The 21,361-nt window shown below is 71.9% G+C and carries 17 protein-coding genes and 3 pseudogenes; 6 read left to right on the forward strand and 14 right to left on the reverse strand.

Features of this window, described 5'->3' with window-relative positions; all coding sequences use genetic code 11:
* Positions 1 to 139: 139 nt before the first annotated feature.
* Together ACWCPW_RS09850 and ACWCPW_RS09855 are read right to left on the reverse strand one after the other, a co-directional pair.
* Positions 140 to 349 carry a hypothetical protein gene (locus tag ACWCPW_RS09850; RefSeq protein WP_449761048.1) on the reverse strand — a complete coding sequence of 70 codons (210 nt, stop codon included), beginning with the start codon at positions 347 to 349 and terminating at the stop codon, positions 140 to 142.
* A 17-nt stretch (positions 350 to 366) separates the two neighbouring features.
* Positions 367 to 687: a cupin domain-containing protein gene (locus ACWCPW_RS09855; RefSeq protein WP_449761049.1), complete on the reverse strand. Its 321-nt coding sequence runs from the start codon at positions 685 to 687 to the stop codon at positions 367 to 369.
* 515 nt (positions 688 to 1,202) lie between these two features.
* On the opposite strand from ACWCPW_RS09855, the gene ACWCPW_RS09860 reads away from it, so the two are divergent.
* Together ACWCPW_RS09860 and ACWCPW_RS09865 are read left to right on the forward strand one after the other, a co-directional pair.
* A complete protein-coding gene (locus tag ACWCPW_RS09860) occupies positions 1,203 to 2,039 on the forward strand; it encodes a class II glutamine amidotransferase (protein WP_449761050.1) in 837 nt (278 codons plus the stop codon).
* A gap of 86 nt (positions 2,040 to 2,125) precedes the next feature.
* Positions 2,126 to 2,302 (forward strand): annotated as a pseudogene (locus ACWCPW_RS09865) (aldo/keto reductase); the annotation flags it as partial.
* 257 nt (positions 2,303 to 2,559) lie between these two features.
* Here the strand turns inward: ACWCPW_RS09865 and ACWCPW_RS09870 are convergent.
* A pseudogene (locus ACWCPW_RS09870) lies at positions 2,560 to 2,963 on the reverse strand (MBL fold metallo-hydrolase); the annotation flags it as partial.
* A gap of 244 nt (positions 2,964 to 3,207) precedes the next feature.
* Here ACWCPW_RS09870 and ACWCPW_RS09875 point away from each other — a divergent pair.
* Positions 3,208 to 5,992, forward strand: a pseudogene (locus tag ACWCPW_RS09875) (helix-turn-helix transcriptional regulator).
* A gap of 224 nt (positions 5,993 to 6,216) precedes the next feature.
* On the opposite strand, the gene ACWCPW_RS09880 reads toward ACWCPW_RS09875, so the two are convergent.
* Both ACWCPW_RS09880 and ACWCPW_RS09885 read right to left on the reverse strand, forming a co-directional pair.
* The gene (locus ACWCPW_RS09880) at positions 6,217 to 6,861 is read right to left on the reverse strand and encodes a dihydrofolate reductase family protein (protein WP_449761051.1); all 645 of its coding nucleotides are present in this window, start codon (positions 6,859 to 6,861) and stop codon (positions 6,217 to 6,219) included.
* A 236-nt stretch (positions 6,862 to 7,097) separates the two neighbouring features.
* Complete coding sequence (locus ACWCPW_RS09885) at positions 7,098 to 7,376, reverse strand: three-helix bundle dimerization domain-containing protein (protein ID WP_449761052.1); 279 nt, start codon at positions 7,374 to 7,376, stop codon at positions 7,098 to 7,100.
* A 349-nt stretch (positions 7,377 to 7,725) separates the two neighbouring features.
* Here ACWCPW_RS09885 and ACWCPW_RS09890 point away from each other — a divergent pair, with 349 nt between their 5' ends.
* Positions 7,726 to 7,977 (forward strand): amphi-Trp domain-containing protein, encoded by a 252-nt coding sequence (locus tag ACWCPW_RS09890; protein WP_449761053.1) that lies wholly within the window; start codon positions 7,726 to 7,728, stop codon positions 7,975 to 7,977.
* A gap of 131 nt (positions 7,978 to 8,108) precedes the next feature.
* Here the strand turns inward: ACWCPW_RS09890 and ACWCPW_RS09895 are convergent, their stop codons facing one another.
* The 5 genes from ACWCPW_RS09895 to ACWCPW_RS09915 all read right to left on the reverse strand — a co-directional run bounded on the left by ACWCPW_RS09895 (position 8,109) and on the right by ACWCPW_RS09915 (position 15,186).
* Entirely contained in the window at positions 8,109 to 9,548 is a 1,440-nt protein-coding gene (locus ACWCPW_RS09895) for a diacylglycerol/lipid kinase family protein (RefSeq protein WP_449761054.1), read from the reverse strand.
* A 246-nt stretch (positions 9,549 to 9,794) separates the two neighbouring features.
* On the reverse strand, positions 9,795 to 11,408 hold the full coding sequence (locus tag ACWCPW_RS09900; RefSeq protein WP_449761055.1) for an MFS transporter: 1,614 nt from the start codon (positions 11,406 to 11,408) through the stop codon (positions 9,795 to 9,797).
* Positions 11,409 to 11,591: 183 nt separating this feature from the next.
* Positions 11,592 to 12,110, reverse strand: a complete 519-nt coding sequence (locus ACWCPW_RS09905) for a hypothetical protein (protein WP_449761056.1) — start codon at positions 12,108 to 12,110, stop codon at positions 11,592 to 11,594.
* 62 nt (positions 12,111 to 12,172) lie between these two features.
* Positions 12,173 to 12,370, reverse strand: a complete 198-nt coding sequence (locus tag ACWCPW_RS09910; protein ID WP_449761057.1) for a hypothetical protein — start codon at positions 12,368 to 12,370, stop codon at positions 12,173 to 12,175.
* A gap of 107 nt (positions 12,371 to 12,477) precedes the next feature.
* Entirely contained in the window at positions 12,478 to 15,186 is a 2,709-nt protein-coding gene (locus ACWCPW_RS09915; protein ID WP_449761058.1) for a LuxR C-terminal-related transcriptional regulator, read from the reverse strand.
* A gap of 226 nt (positions 15,187 to 15,412) precedes the next feature.
* Here ACWCPW_RS09915 and ACWCPW_RS09920 point away from each other — a divergent pair, with 226 nt between their 5' ends.
* Positions 15,413 to 16,738 (forward strand): hypothetical protein, encoded by a 1,326-nt coding sequence (locus ACWCPW_RS09920; RefSeq protein WP_449761059.1) that lies wholly within the window; start codon positions 15,413 to 15,415, stop codon positions 16,736 to 16,738.
* Between the two features lie 112 nt (positions 16,739 to 16,850).
* Here ACWCPW_RS09920 and ACWCPW_RS09925 read toward each other — a convergent pair whose 3' ends face one another.
* The 4 genes from ACWCPW_RS09925 to ACWCPW_RS09940 all read right to left on the reverse strand — a co-directional run bounded on the left by ACWCPW_RS09925 (position 16,851) and on the right by ACWCPW_RS09940 (position 20,308).
* Positions 16,851 to 17,117: an SHOCT domain-containing protein gene (locus ACWCPW_RS09925; protein ID WP_449761060.1), complete on the reverse strand. Its 267-nt coding sequence runs from the start codon at positions 17,115 to 17,117 to the stop codon at positions 16,851 to 16,853.
* A 36-nt stretch (positions 17,118 to 17,153) separates the two neighbouring features.
* Positions 17,154 to 17,576 (reverse strand): DUF6325 family protein, encoded by a 423-nt coding sequence (locus ACWCPW_RS09930; protein ID WP_449761113.1) that lies wholly within the window; start codon positions 17,574 to 17,576, stop codon positions 17,154 to 17,156.
* Positions 17,577 to 17,903: 327 nt separating this feature from the next.
* Positions 17,904 to 19,241, reverse strand: coding sequence for an MFS transporter (locus ACWCPW_RS09935; protein WP_449761061.1), 1,338 nt, complete (start codon positions 19,239 to 19,241; stop codon positions 17,904 to 17,906).
* A gap of 419 nt (positions 19,242 to 19,660) precedes the next feature.
* A complete protein-coding gene (locus ACWCPW_RS09940; RefSeq protein WP_449761062.1) occupies positions 19,661 to 20,308 on the reverse strand; it encodes a GAP family protein in 648 nt (215 codons plus the stop codon).
* Positions 20,309 to 20,853: 545 nt separating this feature from the next.
* On the opposite strand from ACWCPW_RS09940, the gene ACWCPW_RS09945 reads away from it, so the two are divergent.
* Positions 20,854 to 21,261, forward strand: a complete 408-nt coding sequence (locus tag ACWCPW_RS09945) for an SHOCT domain-containing protein (protein ID WP_449761063.1) — start codon at positions 20,854 to 20,856, stop codon at positions 21,259 to 21,261.
* The last annotated feature ends 100 nt before the right edge of the window (positions 21,262 to 21,361 follow it).

Consider the following 21,361-nt stretch of genomic DNA (forward strand, 5'->3'; position numbering starts at 1 on the left):
CTTCGGCGGCACGGAGTGGGCACCGGTGCACTTTTCGATGAGTCGTCTCGCCGACAACGTCGGACCTGCCCCGGAGCCGCGTGTGCACGAGGCGAACACGCCGTAGCCGACGACCCGCGTGTCCCGGGCCGTGCCGTCGTCAGGAACCGGGCGGGCGACAGCCCGGACAGCGGCAGGCCGGGTACGCGTTCGTCTGCGCGCACTTCCGCTCGGAGACGACGACGGTCCGCGGCTCGGCGACCTGGATACGATCGCCGGTCCTCTCGTCGACCCGGTAGACGGCCAGGGTCATCCGGCGGGGTCGCGGTTGCCCGGGCCAACGGGACTCCGGTGCGCTGGTCATCGACATCACCAGGTCCTTCGGCGCTACAGGCCCGCGGGGTGGATCGTGAGGACCGTGCAGCCCACTTCGGACTGCGGAAAGTGCACCGAGCCCGGGGCACCCACGATGACGCTGCCCTTGCCGTACTCGGCGTGTCCGTCCAGGAATACGCCGTCGGTGACGATCAGGATCTCCGGCAGGGCGTGGGCGTCCTCCCCGAAGGCGGCGCCCGGCGCGAAGTTCAGCTCCATGACGACCGACGGGTCCTCGGCGCTGCCTTCCTTGAGCACACGGGCGGTGATCCCGTCGGTGACCGTCGACGGCGGCGTGTCCTGGATCGAGGTCACTCGGAATCCTGACTGCATGATCGTCCCTTCTGTTTCACGGCACACATCTCCACCGCCCGGAACCTCGTCTCGGTCCGGTCGGCGGTGATGAGCACGCTAGAGGGACGCGCATGGCCGGAACTACGTCCCCCGTGCACCATTTTCCGGCGGCGGATGGGGCCGCGTGCACCATCTCCTCCCACCGGATGTGCGTGGTGGTCATCGCGTCGACCGAACGACGGGCGCGCGTGCACCGGCGAGTGCGACGCCGATGACGGCCGCGCACGTCACATCGGCTTCCGCCCGGGTGCGACCACCGGCGGACATGCCTAGAGTCGAAAGGAGGAGACCGCGGAATCCGGGCGACGCGGACATCCACGACGCCGACGCGGAAGCGGTCCGTCGCCACGTCGCCGAAGCCCCGAGGTCGCGTGCCGGGTGCGCCGTCCCGAAGCCGGATCCGCGCCACGTGCCCGTTGCGGGCGCGGCGGCGCGGTCCCGCGGCGCGAACGCGATTCCGCGGCGCGAACCCCAAGACCGGGAGGCGGTAGACGATGTGCCGTTGGCTCGCCTACGCGGGAACCCCCATCCTGCTCGAGACCATCCTCTACAAACCGGCCCACTCGCTGATCGATCAGAGCCTGCACTCCAAGCTGGGCGTCGAGACGACCAACGGCGACGGGTTCGGCGTCGGCTGGTACACACCCGACGTCGAGGCCCCGGCACTCGTCCGGGACACCGGCCCGGCGTGGAGCAATCGCAATCTCCGCGAGATCGCCGACCACGTCCGCTCTCCACTGATCTTCGCGCACATCCGGGCCTCGACCGGCACGGCGGTACAGCAGAGCAACTGCCACCCGTTCCGTCGCGGGCGTTGGATGTGGATGCACAACGGTGCCATCACCGACTTCCACCGCAGCAAGCGAGACCTGGCCCTGGCCGTCGATCCGGACTTGTTCCCCCAGATCGAGGGATCGACGGACTCCGAGCTCATGTTCTTCCTGGCACTCACCTTCGGCTTGGAGCAGGACCCGCCGGGCGCCGTCGCGCGAATGGCCGGCCTGGTGGAGCACACCGGTCGACGGCACGACGTGGAGTTCCCGCTGCAGATGACGGTCGCGGTGACCAACGGGGAACGACTGTGGGCGTTCCGCTACTCCAGCCGGACGCAGTCACGCTCGCTCTTCTACAGCACCCGGGTGGACACGTTGCGCGCACTCCACCCCGATGTGGCGTACCTGCGCGGGATTTCCGACGACACCCGCCTCATCGTGTCGGAGCCTCCCGGCGACCTTCCCGGCGCCTGGAACGAGGTCCCCGAGGGCAGCTACGGCATCGTGCAGCCCGGCGGGAATGAACTGCTCCCCTTCACGCCCAGCCCGCCCACCTGAAGGCGGTCCGACTTCCCCGCACGCACCGGCCCGGCTCGGCCTACGAAGCCGGGCCGCTCCGCGCCTGTACCCGTCCCCGGTCGGGGATGACCGGGACCGCGCACACGCCGGCCTCGTTGCGCGGCATCGGCGGCATCGCGGCGGGCACCATCGGCCTCGGCGCGATGCCGCTCTCCGTCGAGGGGCGCCCCGACGAGGGGCAGGCGCTCGCCACGATCCACGCCGCGCTCGACGCGGGCGTACGGCTGATCGACACCGCCGACTGCCCGACACCCCCTTCCACGCCATCGCCCGCGCCTACGGCGTCAGCCCGCAACAGGTCTGCCTGGCCTGACATCCGGCCCAGTCACCGGCCCTGATCCCGATCCCGGGCGCGCGCCGACCCGCCTCCGTCCGCGACTCGGCCGCGGCAGCCGCACTCGCCCTGACGGCGGCGGAACCGGCGAGCCTGCACCTGTGATCGGACGCCGATCGACACGGCGTCCGGCCCCGAACGCGCATGCGCACCGGCTGCGGGGTGCCGCCCGTCCAGGTATGTATTCCAGCCGACGTGGTCCACGTGGAGATGTGTGTTGATCACGATGTCCGCGTCCTCGGGCTCGACGCCGGCGCGGGGCGGGCGAGATTGCCGAGGAAGTCCGTTTCCAGGTGGCTCCAGAGCGGCGCGTACGGACGCTCCTTGTGATTGCCCACGCCGGTGTCGACGAGGATGGTCTTGCCCTCGCTGCGCAGCAGCCAGGTCTGGATCGCGGAATTCACGATATTGGTCTCGGAATCCAGAAAATGCGGGGCCGGCCAGGGAGCGCCGTCTTCCCAGACTTCCTTCGAACTCTCCGGAAAGAAGGTGTCGGGTGTCATGTCGACGGAACCGTAGTATTCCCGGACCCGGGTGATGGTGACATCGCCGAGCTCGATCTGTTCCATGGGGATTCCTGAGGAATTCGAAGCCATTCCCGAACCGTACGAGCGCCCCACCGGGCCCGGTATCCGTCACGTGACTGCACCGGCCGGCACGCCCCGGGCACCGCCTCGCATGCCCGGGCACCCCGCCCACACGCCCAGGGCACCCGGCCCGCCCGCTTGTAGCCTGGGCGCGACAAGGCAGGACAGCTCCGATCGAAGATCGACAACCTTCGACGATCGACGAGCCACAATTCCGGGAGACCCCGTGGACGAGCACCCAGGCGCCCCCGTGCGCGCACGGGACCGATGCCGGATGCGGAAAAGCCCATCGTCGGCCGGGACGCGGAATTGGCACGCCTTTTCCACGTGCTGGACTCGGTATCGGCCGACCCGATCCTGCCGCTGCTCGGTGACGTGGGCATGGGAAAGAGCGCCCTGCTGGACCGGGCGGTACGCCGGGCCGAGACCACCGGCGCCCGCGTCCTGCACGCGGAGGGCAGCGAGTCGGAGTCGAGCCTGGCGTTCTCCGCCCTGCATCGACTGCTGCGGCCGGTATCCGCCGAGGCGGACGGGCTGCCGGAGCGGCAACGTGCGGCGCTGCACGCCGCGTTCGGTACGGGACCGGTCGCACCGGAGCCCGACCTCATGCTGATCGGGGTCGCCGTCCTGAACCTGCTCTCGGCCCTGGGGGATCGAGGGCCGGTGCTCGTGGTCCTGGACGACGCGCAGTGGTTCGACCGTGCGTCCCTGGACGCACTGTTCTTCGCCGCCCGACGTCTGGCGGGTGAACCGGTCACGATGCTGATCGCGGCCCGTGTCGGCGATCACCTGCCTGGGTTGGACCGGCACGTCCCGACACTCACCCTGGAGCCGCTCGACGAGGGCGCGGCCGGCCGGCTGCTGGACCGGCAACCGCGGCGCCCGACCGGCCGGTTGAGGACCCGGATCCTCGCCAAGGCCGACGGCAACCCGCTGGCGCTGACCGAACTGGCCGGGACGGCCACCGCACACGAGGCGGCCGCGGGGCCGCCGTCCGCCGGCCCGCTCCCCGTCGCCGACCACCTGGAGCGCATCTTCGCGGTTCGGCTCAACGACCTGCCCGCGCCCACCACCCGGGCCCTGCTGCTCCTGGCGGCCATGGACACCGCCGACTCCGCCATCGCCCTCCCCGCCGCGCTGCCGAGCGCCGAGGACGACACCTGGCTGCCCGCCGAGCAGGCCGGACTGGTCAGACGGACCGCCCGAGGCTTGCGGTTCGGCCACCCGCTGGTGCGATCCGCCGTGTACCACGCCGCGTCCGTCGAGGCCCGGCGCGTGGCCCACCTCGCTCTCGCCGAAGTGCTGCGGGACGAGCCGGACCGGCGCGCCTGGCACCTCGCCGCCGCCACGCCCCCGGACCCGGCCGTATCGGCGGAGTTGGAACGCACCGCCGACCGGGCCCGTCGTCGCGGCGGCCACGCGGCGGCGGCCGGGGCCCTGCAACACGCCGCGTACCTGGCACCGCGCGAGGACGGTGCCCGCCTGCTCGTCGAGGCCGCCGCGGAGGCCGTGCTCACCGGTGACCTCCCCTGGGTCGAGGAACTGGCCGCCGCGGTACACGCCCGTACCGACGACGCGTCACTGCCGGCCGGCGCCGCCGCACAGGTCGGGCGGCTGGCGGCCCTGACCGTGCGCCACCCCGTGGTCTTCGCCCGACTGGCCGTCACCGCCCAGGAGTTGGCTCCGGACCGGCCCGCCATCGCGCTGGACTTCCTGGCCGGCGCCGCCGTGGTCCGCTTCTACTGCGGGGACGACGCCCAACGACACCGCGTCCGAGGCGTGTTGGCGAGCCTTCCCGCGGACGCGTCACCCGCGTGGTTGCGCGCCTGGGTACGGGCCGTGTCCGACCCCTTCGAGGACCGGGCCGAACTGCTCTCCCTGCTCCCGCGGTTCGCGGCCGAGGCACGACGCAGGCCCGACCGGCTCACCGCCTTCGCGATCATGGCGTGGCTGCTGGACGAGACCCCACAGGCCGTCCGCGCGTTCGACGAGGCCTTCGACCGCTGGGGGATGCGCGGACCGCTCCCGGAGGGTCTGGGCGGCGAGGCCGCGTGGAGCTACGTGGAACAAGGAAGGTGGGGACGGGCCCGGGAGGCCCGCGCCCGCAGCAGCGCGCTCGGTTCGACGGCCGGCCTCGACCACGCCGTGGCCTGTGCCCGCCGCGGTGGACGCCACCGTCCTGGCCTACCAGGGGGACAGCGCGGCGGCCCGCGTCCGGGCCGAGGACGCGCTCGCCCTGATCGACCCGCTGGAGAGCCGCTCGGTGGCCGTCTACGCCCGTCGTGCCCTCGGTGCCGCGGCCCTCGCGGACGGCGCGTACGAGGCGGCGTACGACCAACTCCGCGCGGTCTTCACGGCGGACGGCGCGCCCGTGCACTACCACGCCGCCTACCCGGCCCTCGCGGATCTGGTCGCGGCCGCCGTGCGCGGTGGCCGCCGCGACGAGGCCGTCGCGATCGTGGAACGCTCCGCACGTGATCTCGGGGCGGACCTCGCCTCGCTTGCGCGCGCTGATCAGCCGGGCTCGCGGCCTGCCGGCCGACTCCCAGGACGCGGAGCGGTACTTCCGGGCGGCCCTGGCCGACCCGGTGCCCGAGCACTGGCCCTTCGAACGCGCCCAGACCCTCCTGGACCTCGCCGAGTGGCTGCGGCGCCGTCGCCGCATCGCCCAGGCGCGAGCGCCCCTCACCGAGGCCCTGGAGACCTTCCGGCGCCTGGGCGCCCGCCCGTGGATTTAGCGGGCCCGGGCCGAAGCGCGCGCCGCGGCCTGGACGTCACCGACTCCACACCCGACGCGCTCGCCGAACTCTCCCCGCAACAGCAGCAGATCGTCAGGCTCGCCGCCCGCCCGCGGACTGACCAACCGCGAGATCGGCGAGAGGCTCTTCCTCTCCCCTCGCACGATCGGCTCGCACCTGTACCGCAGCTTCCCCAAGCTGGGCATCACCGCCCGCTCCCAACTGCGCGACCTCGTCGACAACGCCCGCACCACGCCCGACCACCAGGACTGAGGCCAAACCCGGCACCGGAACCACCCCATCCCGTGGCCCAGCGCGGCAACGGCCCGCGCCCGGCCAACTACCGGGGCGGCCCGCTCGCCGGCAGCCCGTGGGAACCGGCCGAAGCACCGCAGCCCGGCGACCGGGCCCCGAACTGCGCCGGCCCGACCACCCCGGTCGCCGCGTACCCGCTGCGCCCGCTCGACATCGGGCACCTCAGGTGGGCGAAATTCGTGTCACTTTCGCCAGAACAGGTGGTGCGTCACGCCGCTCGGGCTGGGCACGACGTCCAGGTGGAAGCGGTCGAGCAGTTCGTCGGGTGACTCCCACAGTCGCAGCCCGGACCCGAGCTTCATCGGCGAGACCGCCACATGCATGGTGTCGACGAGGTCCGCGTCGAGGAACTCCCGGATGACGGTGACCCCGCCGCCGAGCCGCACATCCTTGCCGTCGGCCGCCTCCCGCGCCTGTTCGAGAACCGTGGCCGGGTCGGCGTCGACGAAGTGGAACGTGGTGTCGGAGAGCGTGAACGAAGGACGCTCGTGGTGGGTCATGACGAACACCGGGGTGCGGAACGGGGGCTCGTCGCCCCACCAGCCGCGCCACTCGTGATCGCGCCAAGGCCCGCGCTGGGGCCCGAACTTGTTGCGGCCCATGATCTCGGCACCGATGTTGCGCGGGTAGTCCCGCGTGAAAAGGTCGTCGAGGCCCCGACTGCCCCCGGGATCGGTACGCATCGGCCAGCTCGCCGTGGCACCGGCCCAGGCGAACAACCTCTCCGGCTCGACGTGCCCGAACGGATGCTCGAGGCTCTGGTCCTCACCGGCGCCGATACCGTCGGCGGAGACGTTGAAGTTCTGCACCCTCAAGAGCTGAGTCACGAGTTCCTCCCATGTTGTGCCCGGTCGATGTGCTTCGCACGGATTCGGCCGGGTCGCGCGTTGCTCTCACGGGTGGGTCGGAGTCGTTCTCGCGTTCTCGACACGGCTCCCCGGGAAATCACGAAGAATCTTTCGGGCCATCTCCCAGGTGCCCGGCCACCCGGCGCCGGCGCATGCCGGGTGACCGTCCTGTCCGTCGCTCCCAGCGCTGTCGGACCACCGGTCCGGGTATCGGCTCACCGATCCACGATGTGCCAGGCGGTGGCCCCGTGGCCCCGGGGCTCGGCGTCCGGTGCCAACGGCGCCGGCGGCGGCGTGACGCCGTCCGTGAGCATCGTTTTGGCGCGCCGTTCGACCAGGATCGGGACGTACGTTCGGATCGGGGCATCGCTCAGCGCGTCGTGGGCCGCCTCGACGAGCGCGTCGACGGTGGCCGGATCCACGGAAGGGAAGGCGCTTTTCAACCGGGCCGCCGCATGCCGGACCGCGGCCTGCTCATCCTGCCGGACGTTCATCCGAGAATCCTCGAGGACGTCACCGACGGTGCCTTCCGCGGATCGTGTGGTCGGGTCACCCACCCGGGCGAAATGATCGCGCCGCACGGCGACCCGAGGGCTTTGCGGCGGATCCGGCGCGGACCGGCCGCGGAGTCGATCGGCCCCGCCTCCATGGGAACGCGCCCGACTCGCGGCGTCCAGTCGAGACGGCCGGTCGCGCCCCGCCCGGAGTGCGACCGTACGACGCTCGGGAGCGGCGTACCGCCGATCCCGCCCGCCCGGCGCGCGCGGCCACCGGATGCCCAGGGGCCACGCGGGGCGCAGACTCGACTGCAAAGCTTGTTCGCAGCGGAGTGGGAGGCTTCCCATGAAGGACCTCAAATTCGAGCAGAAGGGCTCGCTGTCGCGCACCGAGGCGGCCGAGTTGCTCTCCGCGCTCGCGACCGCGCTGCGGCGCGGCGGCCACGTCGAGCTGGAACTCGGCCCGGGCGTGCTGAGCATGCACGTTCCCGACGAGCTGCGCAGCGAGGTCGAGGTGGAAGTGGGCGACGGCGAGATCGAGCTCGAGATCGAGCTCAAGTGGTCGACCACGAAGACCAAGGCAGCGGCTCCGCGGTAGAAGTCCGGCGAGGCACCCGCGCCGAGCGGTGATCGGCGGTGTGCCGAAGAGCGCCGGGCCGTCACCTCGTCGTGCGCCGTTCGGTGTGCCGTCACCTCGCGGCGGGCCGCCGGTGGGCCGTCGGCGACCCGTCACCCCCGGTCGCGGCGGCGGGTCGTGGGCGTCCCACCACCCGCGAGACGTGTCATGTTCAGTGCCTGGTGGCGCAGCAGGGCCAGGTCGATCGGCGGCTTCGACCGTGGCGCGCCCGGCCGTTCCCGCGGCACGCGCACCCGCAGGGCGAGCGGCCGGATCGTAAGGCGCACCGGAGTGGGCATCAGCACGGCCTCACCATCGATGCCGACCGGGATCCTGGGGGCGGGCGACTCGACGACCACCTCGTGTGCGACCAGCGCGCGCAGTCCTCGGCCACGGCGGCCGCGCAGCAGTTCGACGGCCTGCTCGGCGTTGTCGACCGTGATCGCGACGACGCCGAGCAGGCCGGTGTCGAGGCGGGCCCGCCGGCCCGGTTCGGTCGGACCGCCGAACTCGTACGGGTTGTTGCTGACGAGCAGTGCCTTCGGGGCCTCGATGACCACCTCGTCGTCGATCCGGACGACCAAACGCGGGCCGCGGTGGCCGGAGAGCGTCTCGGGAAGCAGCCGAAGCATCGTGCCCCGCTTGTCGTCCCGATACGCAGGGCTCTGCACGACCTCGGCGTAGGCACCGAACGAGGCGTTGTTGACAAAGGTCCTGCCGCCGATCAGCCCCAGGTCCAGGCACACCTCGACGCCTTCGTTCAAGGCGTCGAGGCCGGCGTCCGGCCGTTCCCGGTCCAACCCGAGGTCCATCGCGAAGTGGTTGCGCGTGCCCGCCGAGACGACGAGGAACGGGAGATCGTGCTCGGCGGCGATGCCGGCGACGAGTGCCTGGGTGCCGTCGCCGCCCGCGACCCCGAGCAGATCGGCCCCGTCCGCCACCGCCTTCCGGGCCATGGCGGCAACGTCGACCTGGCCGGGACCCTCCAGCAGCGCCACCTCGGCGCCCCGCGCGGCCGCCTTGTCGTCCAGGGCGAACCGGGCGACCTTTCCTCCGCCCGAGCGGGGATTCATGATCAGGAAGGGGCGGATCGGGGGCGGCGTCTCGCGCTCGGGCATGCCGGCGGGCGGCCGGGCCAAAACCAGGGCGGCCCTCGCGGCGGCAACCGCCAGTGCCGCCAGGAGCACCGTCGACACGATGTCCCACACCTGGCCGCGGGCAACGTAGTAAACGACCACGATGATCGGCGCGGCGACGGCGATGCCGGCGCAGACCCAGCGCAGCGGGCTTCGGTTGCTCAGGAAGCCCCACAGCGCCGCGAGGGTCACCACGAGTCCGAGTACGCCCACGATCAGCACCGACAGGCTGCCGAGACCACCACTGACGAGCAACACCGCGGCGCCGAGCGCCGCCGCGAAGGCCAGCCGGGCCAGCCGGCGCTGGGCGGCCGTCACCGGCGGCAATTGCGCCTCGGGGGTCCCGGCCGCTCCGGGGGAACCCCCACTGCCGCGGCCTGTTCCCGGGGCCCGGCCGGGCTTCTCGGAATCCGTCATGACTCCTCCGTGACCGCGTGCGCACAGCACGCGGGATCAGCCCGAGCCACCACGCCGGTCATCGCGCTATCCACGTTAGTGCCGGACTCGGTCCGCCACCCTCCGACCCGCGAGGGCCCGGTGCGCCACCGGCGGCGGACACGCGTGCGCGAGCGCCGCCCACGACGTCGTGCCGTGCCCGCGCGGGCACGGCGGATGGGCCTCCACCCCTGTTTCGAGCGAGGTCGGGCCGCCGGGATCCGCGTCCTAGGCCTGTTCGGAGCGAGGTTGGGTCGTCGGGATCCGCTGGGTGAAGAAGATCGCGAGGAGTGCGGCGAAGGCGAGGATGGCGAGTGCGACGCGCAGGCCGTCGAGCCTGGCCTCGTCGTTCGCGTCGAGCGCGGCCTGGGACACCCCCGGGCTCGTGCCCGCTTCGTCGAGGGCGGACTCGAGTTGGGCGTCCGAGAGGAAGGGTGCTCCACTCTCGAGTTCGTCGCTCGCCTGGCTGGTGACCTGGGGCGGGATCGCCGGGTTCTGCTCGATGTTGGTCAGGAACGAGGTCGTCAGCGTGGCGATCAGGACCGACCCCGCGAGCGCCGTGCCGATCGAGGCGCCGAGGTTGGTGACCGCGTTCTGGATGCCGCCGACCTCCGCGCTCTGCTCGTCCGGCACCGCCGAGACGGTGACCGATCCGAGCTGGGAGGCCAGTGCGCCCATGCCGAGCCCGATGAACAACAGCGGGACGGTCACGACCTCCGCGCCCGCGCCCGCGTCGAGTGCCGCCATCAGGGCCAGCGCGCCCGCGAGCAACGCGAGGATCCCCAGCCGTACCACGCGCCGCGGCGAGACGTTCGGGAGGAATCGCGGAATCAGGATCGCGGCTGCCAACAGCGTGAGCGAGAGCGGCAGGATCCGCACGCCCGTGTCCAGCGCGGACAGCCCGAGTGCGACCGACAGGTACAGCGGTACGAGGAAGAACACGCCCATCTGCACGAGGTATTGGAAGAAGAACATCGTCAGGCCGCCGGTGAGCTGCCGGTTGCGCAGCATCGCCGGGTCCACGAGCGGATCCCTGCCCCGCTCCACGAGGCGGGCCTCCCAGTGCAGGAAGAGCCGGATGACGGCCAGACCCGTGAGCATCAACCACACGACCAGCGAGATGCCGAGCCAATCGGGCGCGTCGGCCTTCGGCACGAACCAGCCCCACTCGCTGGAACGCAGCACGCCGTAGACGAAGGTCCCGAGCCCGACGGCGGAGAGCACGGCTCCGACGAGATCGACGCGCGCGCGTTCGCCGGTCGGCGCGTCGGCGACGCGTCGGGCGAGCAGCAGGATCACGAGCACGAGCAGGACCTCGCCGGCGAAGACCCAACGCCAGGAGAAGTACGTCGTGGCGACGCCCCCGATGAGCGGCCCGAGGGCGATCGCCACGGCGCCGGCTGCGGCGACGAGTCCGTACGCGGCGGGCCGGCGTTCCACGGGGAAGTTCCCGGCGACGAGTGCCACGATCGCGGGCAGGATGAACGCCGCCCCGATCCCCTCGAGGAACGCCCAGCCGAACAGGAGTACGGGCAGGTTCGGGGCGAGCGCCGTGGTCAGGGAGCCGCAGCCGTAGACGGCGCAGCCGATCATGAACGCGCGCTTGCGCCCGATGAGTTGGCCGACCTTGCCGCCGGGGATCATGAACATCGCCATCACGAGGGTGTAGGCCGTGATCGCGCCCTGGATTCCCGTCACGGTCGTGCCCACGTCCTCGGCGACGGTCGCGATCGAGACGTTCATGACGGAGCTGTCCAGTGCCATCACGAACTGCCCGGCGGCCAGTGTCCCCAGGACGAGTCCCGCCGCCGAACGCTTCGCGGCCCCGGCCTTGTCCGTCATGGCCACATCGTCGCAGCGCCCCGACGGACGGGCTCGCGGCTCGCCACGGCGGTACGTCGAATGGCGGCAGTCGACGTACCGCGGCCCCCTTCCGGCCGACGCACGCCGGTCGCCCACCGCCGGTTCCGACCGCGGCTTCGACCGCGTCCGCGCTCACGGCGTCCCGTCCCGGCCGGACCGGGTTCAGTGCGTCAGGACGACCTTGAGGACGATGATGACGATCCCGAGCACCAGGTTCACCGCCGCGGAGACGACCACGAGCCGCGTGGAGGCACCGAATCGAAAGGCCGCGGCCAGCGACCATCCGACCTGCCCGCCGACGGCCACGATGAGCGCCAGCCAGACCGTGCCCTGTGCTCCCAGTTCGAGCAGCGGACTGACCGCCACCGCGATCGCCGGCGGGATGGCGGCCTTGAAGATCGGCCACTCCTCCCGGCACACGCGCATGACGACGTCGCGGTTCATCCGCCGTCGGGACATGCGTTCGCCGAACAGTTGCGCGTGAACGTGGGCGATCCAAAAGACCAGTCCGGTGGCCAGGAGCAGCAGTATCAGTTGCAGGCGTGGAAAGGAGCCCAATCCCCCGGCGCCGACGATGACGGACGCGGCGAGCATCGATCCGTAGACGCCACCGGTGTAGTCGGCGTGGGCGCGGTGTTGTGCCCTGCGCTCGTGGGCTTCGGACCGGTGCGTTCTGAACATCGAAGTTCCCTTGCCTGTTCACGGTGGAGCCGTCCCCGACGTCGGTCGTGCGGGTGCCGCGCTCACTGCGGCAACTGCCGCATCTCGACCACTGTCAGGCCCAGGGACCGAAAACGCAGCAGCAGCCCGTACAGGTGGGTGTCGTCCGTCACGCTGCCGATGAACAGTGTCTGATCGGGCACCTGGACGCGGCCGAGTTCGGGGAAGGCTTCGCCGAGCGGCTCGGAGACGAGGCCGGCCACTCGAAATTCGTAGCGCATACGGCACGTCCTCAAAGCTTGCGGCCGAGGCCGGGACCATGCTTTCGCTGCCATGCTCGTCGACGGTCCGGCCCTCGGCATCGCCCGATTCGGGGGAGACCGCGCGCTCATTCGAGAATCCCCAGACTGCGCGCCCGACGCACGGCCTCGCTGCGGCGGGTGACGCAGAGCTTGCGGTGGATGCTCTTCAGGTGGGTTTTCGCCGTGTTCGGTGAGATGAACAGTGCCGCGGCGATCTCCTCCGTGGACGACATCCGAGCGGCCTCCCGCAGCACCTCGCTCTCGCGGTCGGTCAGCGGCACCGGTACGGCCGACGTGTGTTCGCCGGTGCGGCCCGGCGCGCGAGTCGCCGGCGGGCCGGTGCCCGTCCGTCCGCGGACACGGGCGGGAAGCCAACCGTGGGCCGTCGCGAGCCGCGGGTCCCGGCGCAGCAGCCGGCGCGCCCACGGGCCCGCCTCGGCGACGGTCCGCCGCAGTCTTTCGGCGCGGGCAAGTTCGAGCGCCTCGCCCAGCAGGCGGCCGGCCTCCGCGGGGGAGCCGGCCTCGGCGGCGGCGGCGCCTTGCAGCAGGCGGGCCTCGACCCGGTCGGCGTTCGTCGCGTGGGCGGGCAGGTCGGTCAGCAGCTTCAGCGCGCGCTCGCGTTCGCCCGTGGCAAGCAGGGCCCGCGCCCGGGCGACGAGGTACCCGGGACGGCCGTCGCCGATGCCGCCCAGCACCCGCAACGCCGCGTCCGGGTCGCCCTGGGCCAGGTGGGCCGAGGACTGCGCGACGGCGAGTTCGTCCGCCTCCCACCGCGCCGTGTCCGCCACGGCGTCCCGCGTCGAGCCGGCCGCGCCCCGCAGGATGGCGAGGGCTCGCTCGCCGTCCCCTCGTGCGGTCGCCAATCGGGCGCCGATGACGGCCGCCCGCACGTTCGCCACGGGTTGGTGGAAAGTGTCCGCCGCCGCGTTCGCCAGGTCGAGGCCGGCCCGGGCGGCGTCCAGGTCGTCGTGTTCGGTGGCGACGCCGGCCAGGACCAGGTGGTCGAGCCCGGTCACGCGGTCCGGCGGCAGCGCGCATCTGCGAGCCAGTGCGAGCGAATCGCGGGCGTGTGCCCGGGCGTCGCGCAGCCGACCCCGCAGCAGGTCGACCAGAGCCAGCGATCCGAGCGCGTCGCAGCGCGGTTCCTCGGTCCCCGGTCGAGAGCATGCCTCCAGCGCGGTGGTGAGGGTGGCTTCGGCGCGGTCCAGCCGCCCGCCTCCCAACTCGGTCGCGCCGAGGTTGACGAGCGTGAGGGCGAGGAATTCCGGGTGCCGCTCGCGCAGCGGTCGCGGGACCTGCCGCATGAGGCGGTCGATGTCGGCCGCCGCGTGCTCGGCGGCCTCCGCGTCGGCCGCCGGTCGGGCCACGAGCACGCCGACCAGGGCTCGGCCGAGCAGCAGGCACGGGTCGGCGACCCCGGTCAGGCACGCGTCCGCGCGCCGCAGTGCGGCCGCGGCGCCGCGCAGGTCGCCCTCGGCAACCCGGCACGCCGCCGCCACCAGGGCCGGTGCCGCGCCGGGCAGGTCCGTCGGCATGGTCGCGAACGCGCGGGTCAGGGTGGACGTCTCCAGGCCCGTGAACAGTTTGCCCAGGGCCAGGTCGCCGGTCAGCAGCGCGGACGCGAACGACCAGTCGGCCGCGGCCGTCGCCTGGGCGATCGCGTCGCCCAGTCGCCCGGTCCGGGCGAGCCACCGGGCCGCCCGGGCGCGCAACAGCGGTACCCGGTCGGGAAACCGGTGGCCCAGGTGCGCTCGCAGGACTTCGGCGAACAAGGGGTGCATCCGGTAGTGCTCCGCCCCCTCCTCGCGGTCGACGAAGGCGTTGTCGCGCGCGAGTCGGCCCAGCGTCCAGGCCGCGTCCCGGCGACCGGTGAGTTCGTCCGCCAGGTCCGGGTGGATCCGGTCGCAGACGCAGGTACACAGCAACAGGTCCTGGGTGGCCGGTGGTTGCGCGTCGAGGACCTCGGTGAGCAGATAGTCGGCGATCGTCGTACGGTCGGCCGCGAATTGCCGCACGAACGCCTCGGGATCGGGGCTGCGCCCCATCGCCAGGGCGCACAGGCGCAGCCCGGCGGCCCAGCCCCGGGTGCGTTCCGTCAGCAGGTCCACCGCCGCCGGTGACACGTCCAGTCCGTGGCGCCGCATGATCTGCTCGGTCTCCGGTCCGGTGAAGCGCAGGTCGGCATTGCGGATCTCGGTGATGTCGCCGGCCAGCCGGTAGCGGTGCAGCGGCAGCAGCGGCTCGGTTCTGGCGGTCAGGACGAGCCGCAGGCCGCCGGCGGCGTGCGCGAGCACGAAGCGCAGATCCTCCGGGACGCCCGCGGCGGAGACCGCGTCGAAGTCGTCGATGACCAGCACGACCGGGTCCCGGCAGGCGGCCAGCGCCGCGGCGAGGCGTACCAGGACGCAGGAGTCCAGGCCTTCGTCGCGTACCGGCGCGCCGACCTCGACCGGGAGCCGCACCCCGCTCCGGTGCAGTGCCTCGAGCAGGTGGGCCCAGAACGCGCCGGGGCCGTCGCGTTCCTCCGCGGTGAGCCAGGCGGTGCCCCGAGGGGCCGCGCCCGAGGTGATCCAGTGCGCGACGAGCGCGGTTTTCCCCGCTCCGGCGGAGCCGCCCACCAGGGTCAGTGGTCCCGCGATTCCGGCGGTCAGCCGATCCAACAGCGCCGGGCGCTCGACGAACACCTTCGGTGTCGCGGGGATGACGAACCGGTCGGTCAGCATCGGCGCCGTCGCCCGCGCCCGCTCCGGTGCCGGCACCGGTCCGGCGGAGTCGAGCGCCGAGAGGTCGCGCATGGTGGGGTCACCCACGTCCGGGGAGCTGGAATCAGGCCACATTTCCACTCAACCCCAGTTGTGCACGGCTCACCAGCGGGGACGATCCGCCCTCGAACGCCCGCCCACATCGCGACCGGGCACGCCCGAGTGGCGGAACCCGACGTGCCAACCTCGTCACCGTCGGTGACACTCGAAGACGCGGAGTCGGCCGAACACGCGGAGTCGGCCTGGGAGAAGGAGCGCGATGTCCAGCTCATCGGAGCCTCATGGCGGAGCAACCGAGGGCTCGCGGGGTGTGTCGGCCGCTCCGACACCGCACCGCGGGGCCGGCTCGCACGTCCTCGGGTTCGCCCGGGCATTCGCCTCGGCCGTACTCATCGCGCTGACCTGCGTCCTGGTGCCGGTTTCGCTGATCACGGTGTGGGTGCACGACATCGTCCTCGACACCGACCGCTACGTCCAGACGGTCAAGCCGCTCGCGACCGACCCCGCGATCGAGGACGCCGCCGCCAACCGGATCGTGCGCGCGGTCGACGTGCGCGCGGACGGCAAGGCGGTCACCTCCGATGTCGCCGGCTGGCTCGAATCCCAAGGGCTGCCGCCGCGGGTGGGCGACGCCGTACGCTCGCTCGCCCCGCAGTTGGACGATGCCGTCACCCAGGTCGCCCGGAAGGCGGCCGACCGTTTCGTGACGAGCGACAGGTTCGAGACGATCTGGACGCAGGCCAACCGGAAGGCGCACACGGCCGTCGTGGATGTGCTGACCGGCGATGGACGCGGCGCGGTCGGTATCAACGGGGGAACGGTCACGCTCGATGTCGGCGACGCGGTGGAGAACGTCCGGCAGAGCCTCGTCGACGCGGGAGTCAAGCCCGCTTCACGCATCCCCGACGTCGACAAGCAGATGGTGCTCTTCCGGTCGGACCAGATGAACAAGGTCAGGAACGCGGCGCACGCGCTCGACGTCATCGGCAACTGGTTGCCGGTGATCACCGTCGTGATCGGTGCGATCGGGATCGCACTGGCCCGCAGGCGCCGTCGCGCCCTGGTGACGACCGCCTTCGGTGTCGCGGCCGCCTGTGTGGTCATGCTCGTCGCGCTGGCGATCGTGCGCCGCTACTACATGGACCACCTGCCGCCGGAGGTGCTGTCCCCGGCGGCGGCGGGAGCGGTCTTCGACAGGCTGCTGCACTTCCTGAAGGTCAGCACGGTCACCGGGTTGGTCCTGGGCCTGGTGGTGGCGATCGGCGCGTACCTGTCCGGCACCGGCGGCCTGCCGCGCGCGCTGCGCGGGGGCACCGACCGCACGGCCGACTCCGTGGCACGGTGGGGGGACACGCACGGACTCACGGCGGGACCCGTCGGCACCTGGGTCGACGCCTACCGCAGATGGCTGATCCTCGGCCTGGTGCTGCTCGTCGCCCTCTGGTTCGCACTGTGGAACCACCCCACCGCGCTGACGATCGTGCTGCTGGTGGTCATCCTGCTGGTGCTGCTTGCCGTGGTCGCGCTGCTGGCGGCGTCGGGCCGTGTGACACGCTCCCACGAGGACTCCCGGGCGCACGGGTAGTCGCCTCGCCGGGTCGCCGGGTCGCCGCGAGCGGGCGGCGGGGTAGGCGCCCGCGCGGGCGCGGAACGCGCGCCGGGTCGCCGCGAGCGGGCGGCGGTGTCGCTCCCCGACTTCACGCGCCGAGGATGCGGGCCTTCTGGGCGGCGAACTCGTCGTCGGTGAGGACGCCTTGCTCCTTGAGCGCGGCGAGGTCTTTGAGTTGGGCGATGGGGTCGGCCGGCGCGGCGGCGGGCGGAGCGGCGGCGGGCGGCGGGGCGGCCTGTTCCTCGCCCTGCTGCGCCCAGCGGCCGGCCTGGCGGCGCGAGACGCGATTGGACACGGCGGTGGCGGTTCCGGCGATGACGGCCGTACGGGCGACGCCGCGCAGGAGTCCGGGCATGATTGCCTCCTCGGGATGGCGGGACGGGCCCGCGGGTCAGGTGGCGGCTTCCAGCGCGTCCAGCGCGTCGACGACGTTCTGGAACGGGATCCGACCGCCGGCCACCATGCGCGCGCCACCGCGGCGCAGCGCGGCGGCGAGAGGCGCGGCCCACAGGTTCTCGTAGAGAAGCAGGGCGGCGGAGTCTCCGGGGCGCAGCGAGGCCGCGGCCTCCGCGGTGTCCTCCTCGCCCAACAGGCCGGAGGACGCGCCGTCGAAGACCGTGAGGTCGAGCAGCCCGTCACCGGTCACATCGGCCAAGGCCAGGCCCGAGACCGTGCCGTCCTGCTGCTTCCGCACGAAGGCCAGGTCGAGGATGCGGATGATGCCGCGGTCGACCAGGTCGATGAGGAGGGGTAGGCCCTCTCCGGTCATGTGGCTGCCCGGGAACTCGATGATCAGGTAGTCGATCGGGCCCATGTCGTTGAATTCATTGCTCACGGCGGTTCCAGAGGGGTGCGTCGGGAACGACGGGCTACGCCTCGACACGGTCGAGTCGCTCGTCGGGCGCGATGGCCGCTGCGACCAGCGCGAGGTGCGTAAAGCCTGGGGGAGGTCACCGAGTCGCCCGCCGGACGCACCTATCCCCTCGGCGAGCGGACCGGCGTACGCGGAGCCGGCGTACTCGGAGGCCGACTCGCGCATGCCGTGTCTCCTCACCCGTTCCCGGGCGGCGCGCTACCGCCGATCGGGATGTGTGCGCCGACCGGGATAATGCGACGCTAGCGCGCCCGAGTGCCCCTCGGATCACCTGCCAGGGGTGATTCCGGGCGAACCGCCCGCCCCGGTCCCGGTGGAACCGTCCGGCCGGCCGGCGGCGCGCGGCAGGTACACCGCGGCGCCGAGGCCGAGGAGACCGATGGCGGCCAGGGCGGCCATGGCGACCGCGTACGCGCCGGTGGACAGGCCGGCGACCAGGATCGTGCCGGCGATCGCGGTGCCGAGCGAGGATCCGAGGTTGGAGACGCTGCGGGACAGGCCCGAGATCTCCCCCTGCCGCTCCTCCGGGAAGCTCGATTGCACGATGTTGACCGACGGGGTGAGCATCACCCCCATGCCGAGCCCGATCAGCAGGAGGCCCGGGGCGAACCTCCACGCGCTCGACGAGCCGCCGACCAGGGCGAGCAGGACGCCGATCCCGGCGATCGAGACCGCGAACCCCGCGATGATGAGGGTCCGTTGGGCCCATCGCGCCGCGAGTCGCTCGGCTGCCAGCGATGTCGTGAGGATGCCCAGGGTGGCCGCGGTGAAGATCACGCCGGTCTCGATCGCGTCGTAGCCGCGGACGGTCTGCAGGTACGCCGCGACCGTGAACGACACGCCCATCAACATCAGCCACTGGGCGTTCTGGGTGACCAGGCCGAGATTGCACGTCCGACTGCGGAACAGGGACGTCGACAACAGGGGCGCCTCGCCGGCCCGTTCCTCGGCGCGGACGACCCGGAAGAACCAGCACAGGACCAGAACGCCCAGCAACACCAGGCCGACCATCAACCAAAGGCTTTCGTCCGCGGCGAGGATGCCCGTGACGAGGAGGACCAGGCCCGCCGCCGACAGGACGGCGCCCACGATGTCGAACGGACTTTCCGGGTCGGGCCGCAGGGGGTCCTCGATCCGACGGCTCAGCACCAGGATCCCGACGATGACCAGGGCCTGGAAGACGAAAGCCGCTCGCCAGCTGATCGCCGCGGTGATCAGTCCGCCGATCAGCGGCCCGGCGGCGGCACCGATACCTCCCAGCGCCATCACCACTCCGAACGCGCGGGCCCTGGAGGTCACCTCCGTGAACAGCAGCGTGGTGAGGATGTAGACGGGCGGGATCATCAGCGCCGTCCCCACCCCTTCGAGGATCGAGTTGCCCAGAATCAGGACGCCCAGCCCCGGCGACAGGGCGCTCAGAATCGCGCCGGCCCCGTAGACGACGAGGCCGAGCACGAAGCACCGCTTCCTGCCCCAGCGGTCGGTCAGCTTGCCGGCGGGAATCATCAGCGCCGCCATGACCAGGAGAAAGACCGTGATGGCGACCTGCACGCCCTGCACCGTCGTGTCGAGGTCCTCGCTGATGTCGGTGATCATGACGTTCATGTTCGACCCGGCGAAACTGCAGATGAACTGCGCCAACGCCAGAGGGAGAAGTACCTTTCTGGACGAATCGCCCGCCGGCCCGCGCCCCGCTGCCGCCGCCACAACGCCACCTTTCCGCAGGGACCACACCACCCACGACCCCGGAACCGTGCGGGCCACGGCGCACCGCGCCAGGGCCGACGGCGCATGCCGATTCGACGCGTGCCGACACGTCCGACACGTCGCGACGCGTTTTCGATCCGGCCCGATTCGGGTCCGATTCGGGTCCGACTCGGGTCCGACCCGGCGGCCGTCGGTGCAGCGTCGCACAGACCGCGACACCACGACGAGACGACGCTCTGAGCGGGTCCCACCCATCCCGCACCGGCCACTCGTCCGGCCCAACCGGGCACCCGGGACGTCGTCGGGGGCCGGCGGCTCTACGTGACGAGTTCGTAGGTGCTCTGCGCGACGAGCCACAGGCCGATCAGCAGCGACAGGACGACGATCGCCTGGTCCTGGTGTGATTCGATCGCCGTGCGCAGCCGCGCGAGCCGGGCCTGCGCCTCAGTCGGTGCGAACGTCGCGTACAGCTCCATCACCAGCACGCCGGCCGTGGCAAGCAGGAAGAAGCTCATCAAAGCCACGAACGTGACGGCGGAGGACATGTCCGCCTGCACCACGGTGGCGCCACCGGCGGCGACCATCGCCCAGGGCTGTAGCAGGACGGCGAGCCCGGCGGCCGTCCACGCGGACACGTGATCCAGCCGCGCCAGCCACTTGGGTGTCCCCCGGGCACGGGTGGTCCCCCGCCGCCGTTTGCGCTCGCCGTAGACAACGAGCACGACGCCCACCGCCAACTTGGTCGCCAGGGCCGCCGTCGAGGACGCGCTGTGCCGCGAAGGCGGGTCGCCGCCGGTCAGCCACACCACACCGGCGACCACCAGGACGAGTTCGGCGAGCCAGGTGAGGATGAAGACGAGCCCCTTCAACAACCCTCTGTCCGTGGACAGCAGCAGAATGAACGTGCAGTTGTGCACCGGCCCCAAAGTGATGGCCGTGCCGATGATGACGAGATCAAGGACCATTGGTTGCCCCCATGACGGTAACCACGGGGCGAAGTCGAGGAGATTCCTCGGCGCAGCCCGTATCCGGGGTTGCACGAAACGCATTGTCCGCCAGGGGATCCCGGCAATCGTCGACGGAGCCCCGGGAGCCGCTCCGGTCCTGACACACGCTCCGTTTCGAACGCCGGGCGTTTCTCCTGTGCCCCTTGTGCCCCTGTCGACCACAGCGACATCGCGCCATCACTCCATCGCGTCACGCGGCGGGTCGACGCAGCCACATCGTGCGCACAACGCTTCCGCTGTTTCCGGGGAACGGCAACCCGGCCGATGGTCCGTTGAACCGGACGTGTCGTTCGGCTCGGCCGCGATGTGCGGCGAGGTGCGGCGATGCGCCGCACGGCTCTCGAAATGCTTTCATCCGGAACGAGTGGTATGCCTTGAATGATTGCTGTGCGCGCTATCCGGCCTGCCGACATGCGACATGCCGGGCGTCCGACGGCAATCCGGCAACTCGGCGAGCCCGCGCCCCAACGGCGCCGACCGCGGCCCTGAACTGGGAGTTTTCGATGGACGACTATCCGCTGTTGAACCTGTTCTGGACGATGATGTGGCTCTTCCTGTGGGTCCTGTGGTTCTTCCTCCTGTTCAAGGTCATCGGCGACATCTTCCGCAGCCGCGACCTGGGCGGCTGGGGCAAGGCAGGCTGGCTCGTCTTCACGATCCTGCTGCCCTACGTCGGAGTCCTGATCTACCTCATCGTCCGCGGCCACTCCATGAACCGCCGCGACGTCGAGGAGGCCAAGGAGAACGAGGCCGCCTTCAAGGCATACGTGCGCGACGCCGCCGGGCCCACGAGCGGGGCGGGTACGTCCGCGAGCGCCGTCGACCAACTCGGCAAGCTCGCCGACCTCAAGAACAACGGCGCCATCTCCGACGACGAGTTCCAAAGGGCCAAGCAAAAGCTCCTGACCTGAGCCCGCGCCCCCGCCCGGCCCCGGGGCGCGCCGGACCTTCTCCCGGGCCGTTCCCGCTCGGGCACGGCGGATTCGACCGGCGTGCGAAGCCCTCGGTCTC

Source organism: Embleya sp. NPDC001921, from assembly GCF_053594475.1.

What these genes read in the sequence shown, in the direction of transcription:
- ACWCPW_RS09930 (WP_449761113.1), bottom strand. Translation starts at nt 17,576, where the DNA reads ATGGGCCCGATCGACTACCTGATCATCGAGTTCCCGGGCAGCCACATG.
- ACWCPW_RS09920 (WP_449761059.1), top strand. Translation starts at nt 15,413, where the DNA reads ATGTCCAGCTCATCGGAGCCTCATGGCGGAGCAACCGAGGGCTCGCGG.
- ACWCPW_RS09915 (WP_449761058.1), bottom strand. Translation starts at nt 15,186, where the DNA reads ATGCGCGACCTCTCGGCGCTCGACTCCGCCGGACCGGTGCCGGCACCG.
- ACWCPW_RS09890 (WP_449761053.1), top strand. Translation starts at nt 7,726, where the DNA reads ATGAAGGACCTCAAATTCGAGCAGAAGGGCTCGCTGTCGCGCACCGAG.
- ACWCPW_RS09885 (WP_449761052.1), bottom strand. Translation starts at nt 7,376, where the DNA reads ATGAACGTCCGGCAGGATGAGCAGGCCGCGGTCCGGCATGCGGCGGCC.
- ACWCPW_RS09905 (WP_449761056.1), bottom strand. Translation starts at nt 12,110, where the DNA reads ATGTTCAGAACGCACCGGTCCGAAGCCCACGAGCGCAGGGCACAACAC.
- ACWCPW_RS09860 (WP_449761050.1), top strand. Translation starts at nt 1,203, where the DNA reads ATGTGCCGTTGGCTCGCCTACGCGGGAACCCCCATCCTGCTCGAGACC.
- ACWCPW_RS09940 (WP_449761062.1), bottom strand. Translation starts at nt 20,308, where the DNA reads ATGGTCCTTGATCTCGTCATCATCGGCACGGCCATCACTTTGGGGCCG.
- ACWCPW_RS09850 (WP_449761048.1), bottom strand. Translation starts at nt 349, where the DNA reads ATGTCGATGACCAGCGCACCGGAGTCCCGTTGGCCCGGGCAACCGCGA.
- ACWCPW_RS09895 (WP_449761054.1), bottom strand. Translation starts at nt 9,548, where the DNA reads ATGACGGATTCCGAGAAGCCCGGCCGGGCCCCGGGAACAGGCCGCGGC.
- ACWCPW_RS09900 (WP_449761055.1), bottom strand. Translation starts at nt 11,408, where the DNA reads ATGACGGACAAGGCCGGGGCCGCGAAGCGTTCGGCGGCGGGACTCGTC.
- ACWCPW_RS09945 (WP_449761063.1), top strand. Translation starts at nt 20,854, where the DNA reads ATGGACGACTATCCGCTGTTGAACCTGTTCTGGACGATGATGTGGCTC.
- ACWCPW_RS09935 (WP_449761061.1), bottom strand. Translation starts at nt 19,241, where the DNA reads ATGAACGTCATGATCACCGACATCAGCGAGGACCTCGACACGACGGTG.
- ACWCPW_RS09855 (WP_449761049.1), bottom strand. Translation starts at nt 687, where the DNA reads ATGCAGTCAGGATTCCGAGTGACCTCGATCCAGGACACGCCGCCGTCG.
- ACWCPW_RS09925 (WP_449761060.1), bottom strand. Translation starts at nt 17,117, where the DNA reads ATGCCCGGACTCCTGCGCGGCGTCGCCCGTACGGCCGTCATCGCCGGA.
- ACWCPW_RS09910 (WP_449761057.1), bottom strand. Translation starts at nt 12,370, where the DNA reads ATGCGCTACGAATTTCGAGTGGCCGGCCTCGTCTCCGAGCCGCTCGGC.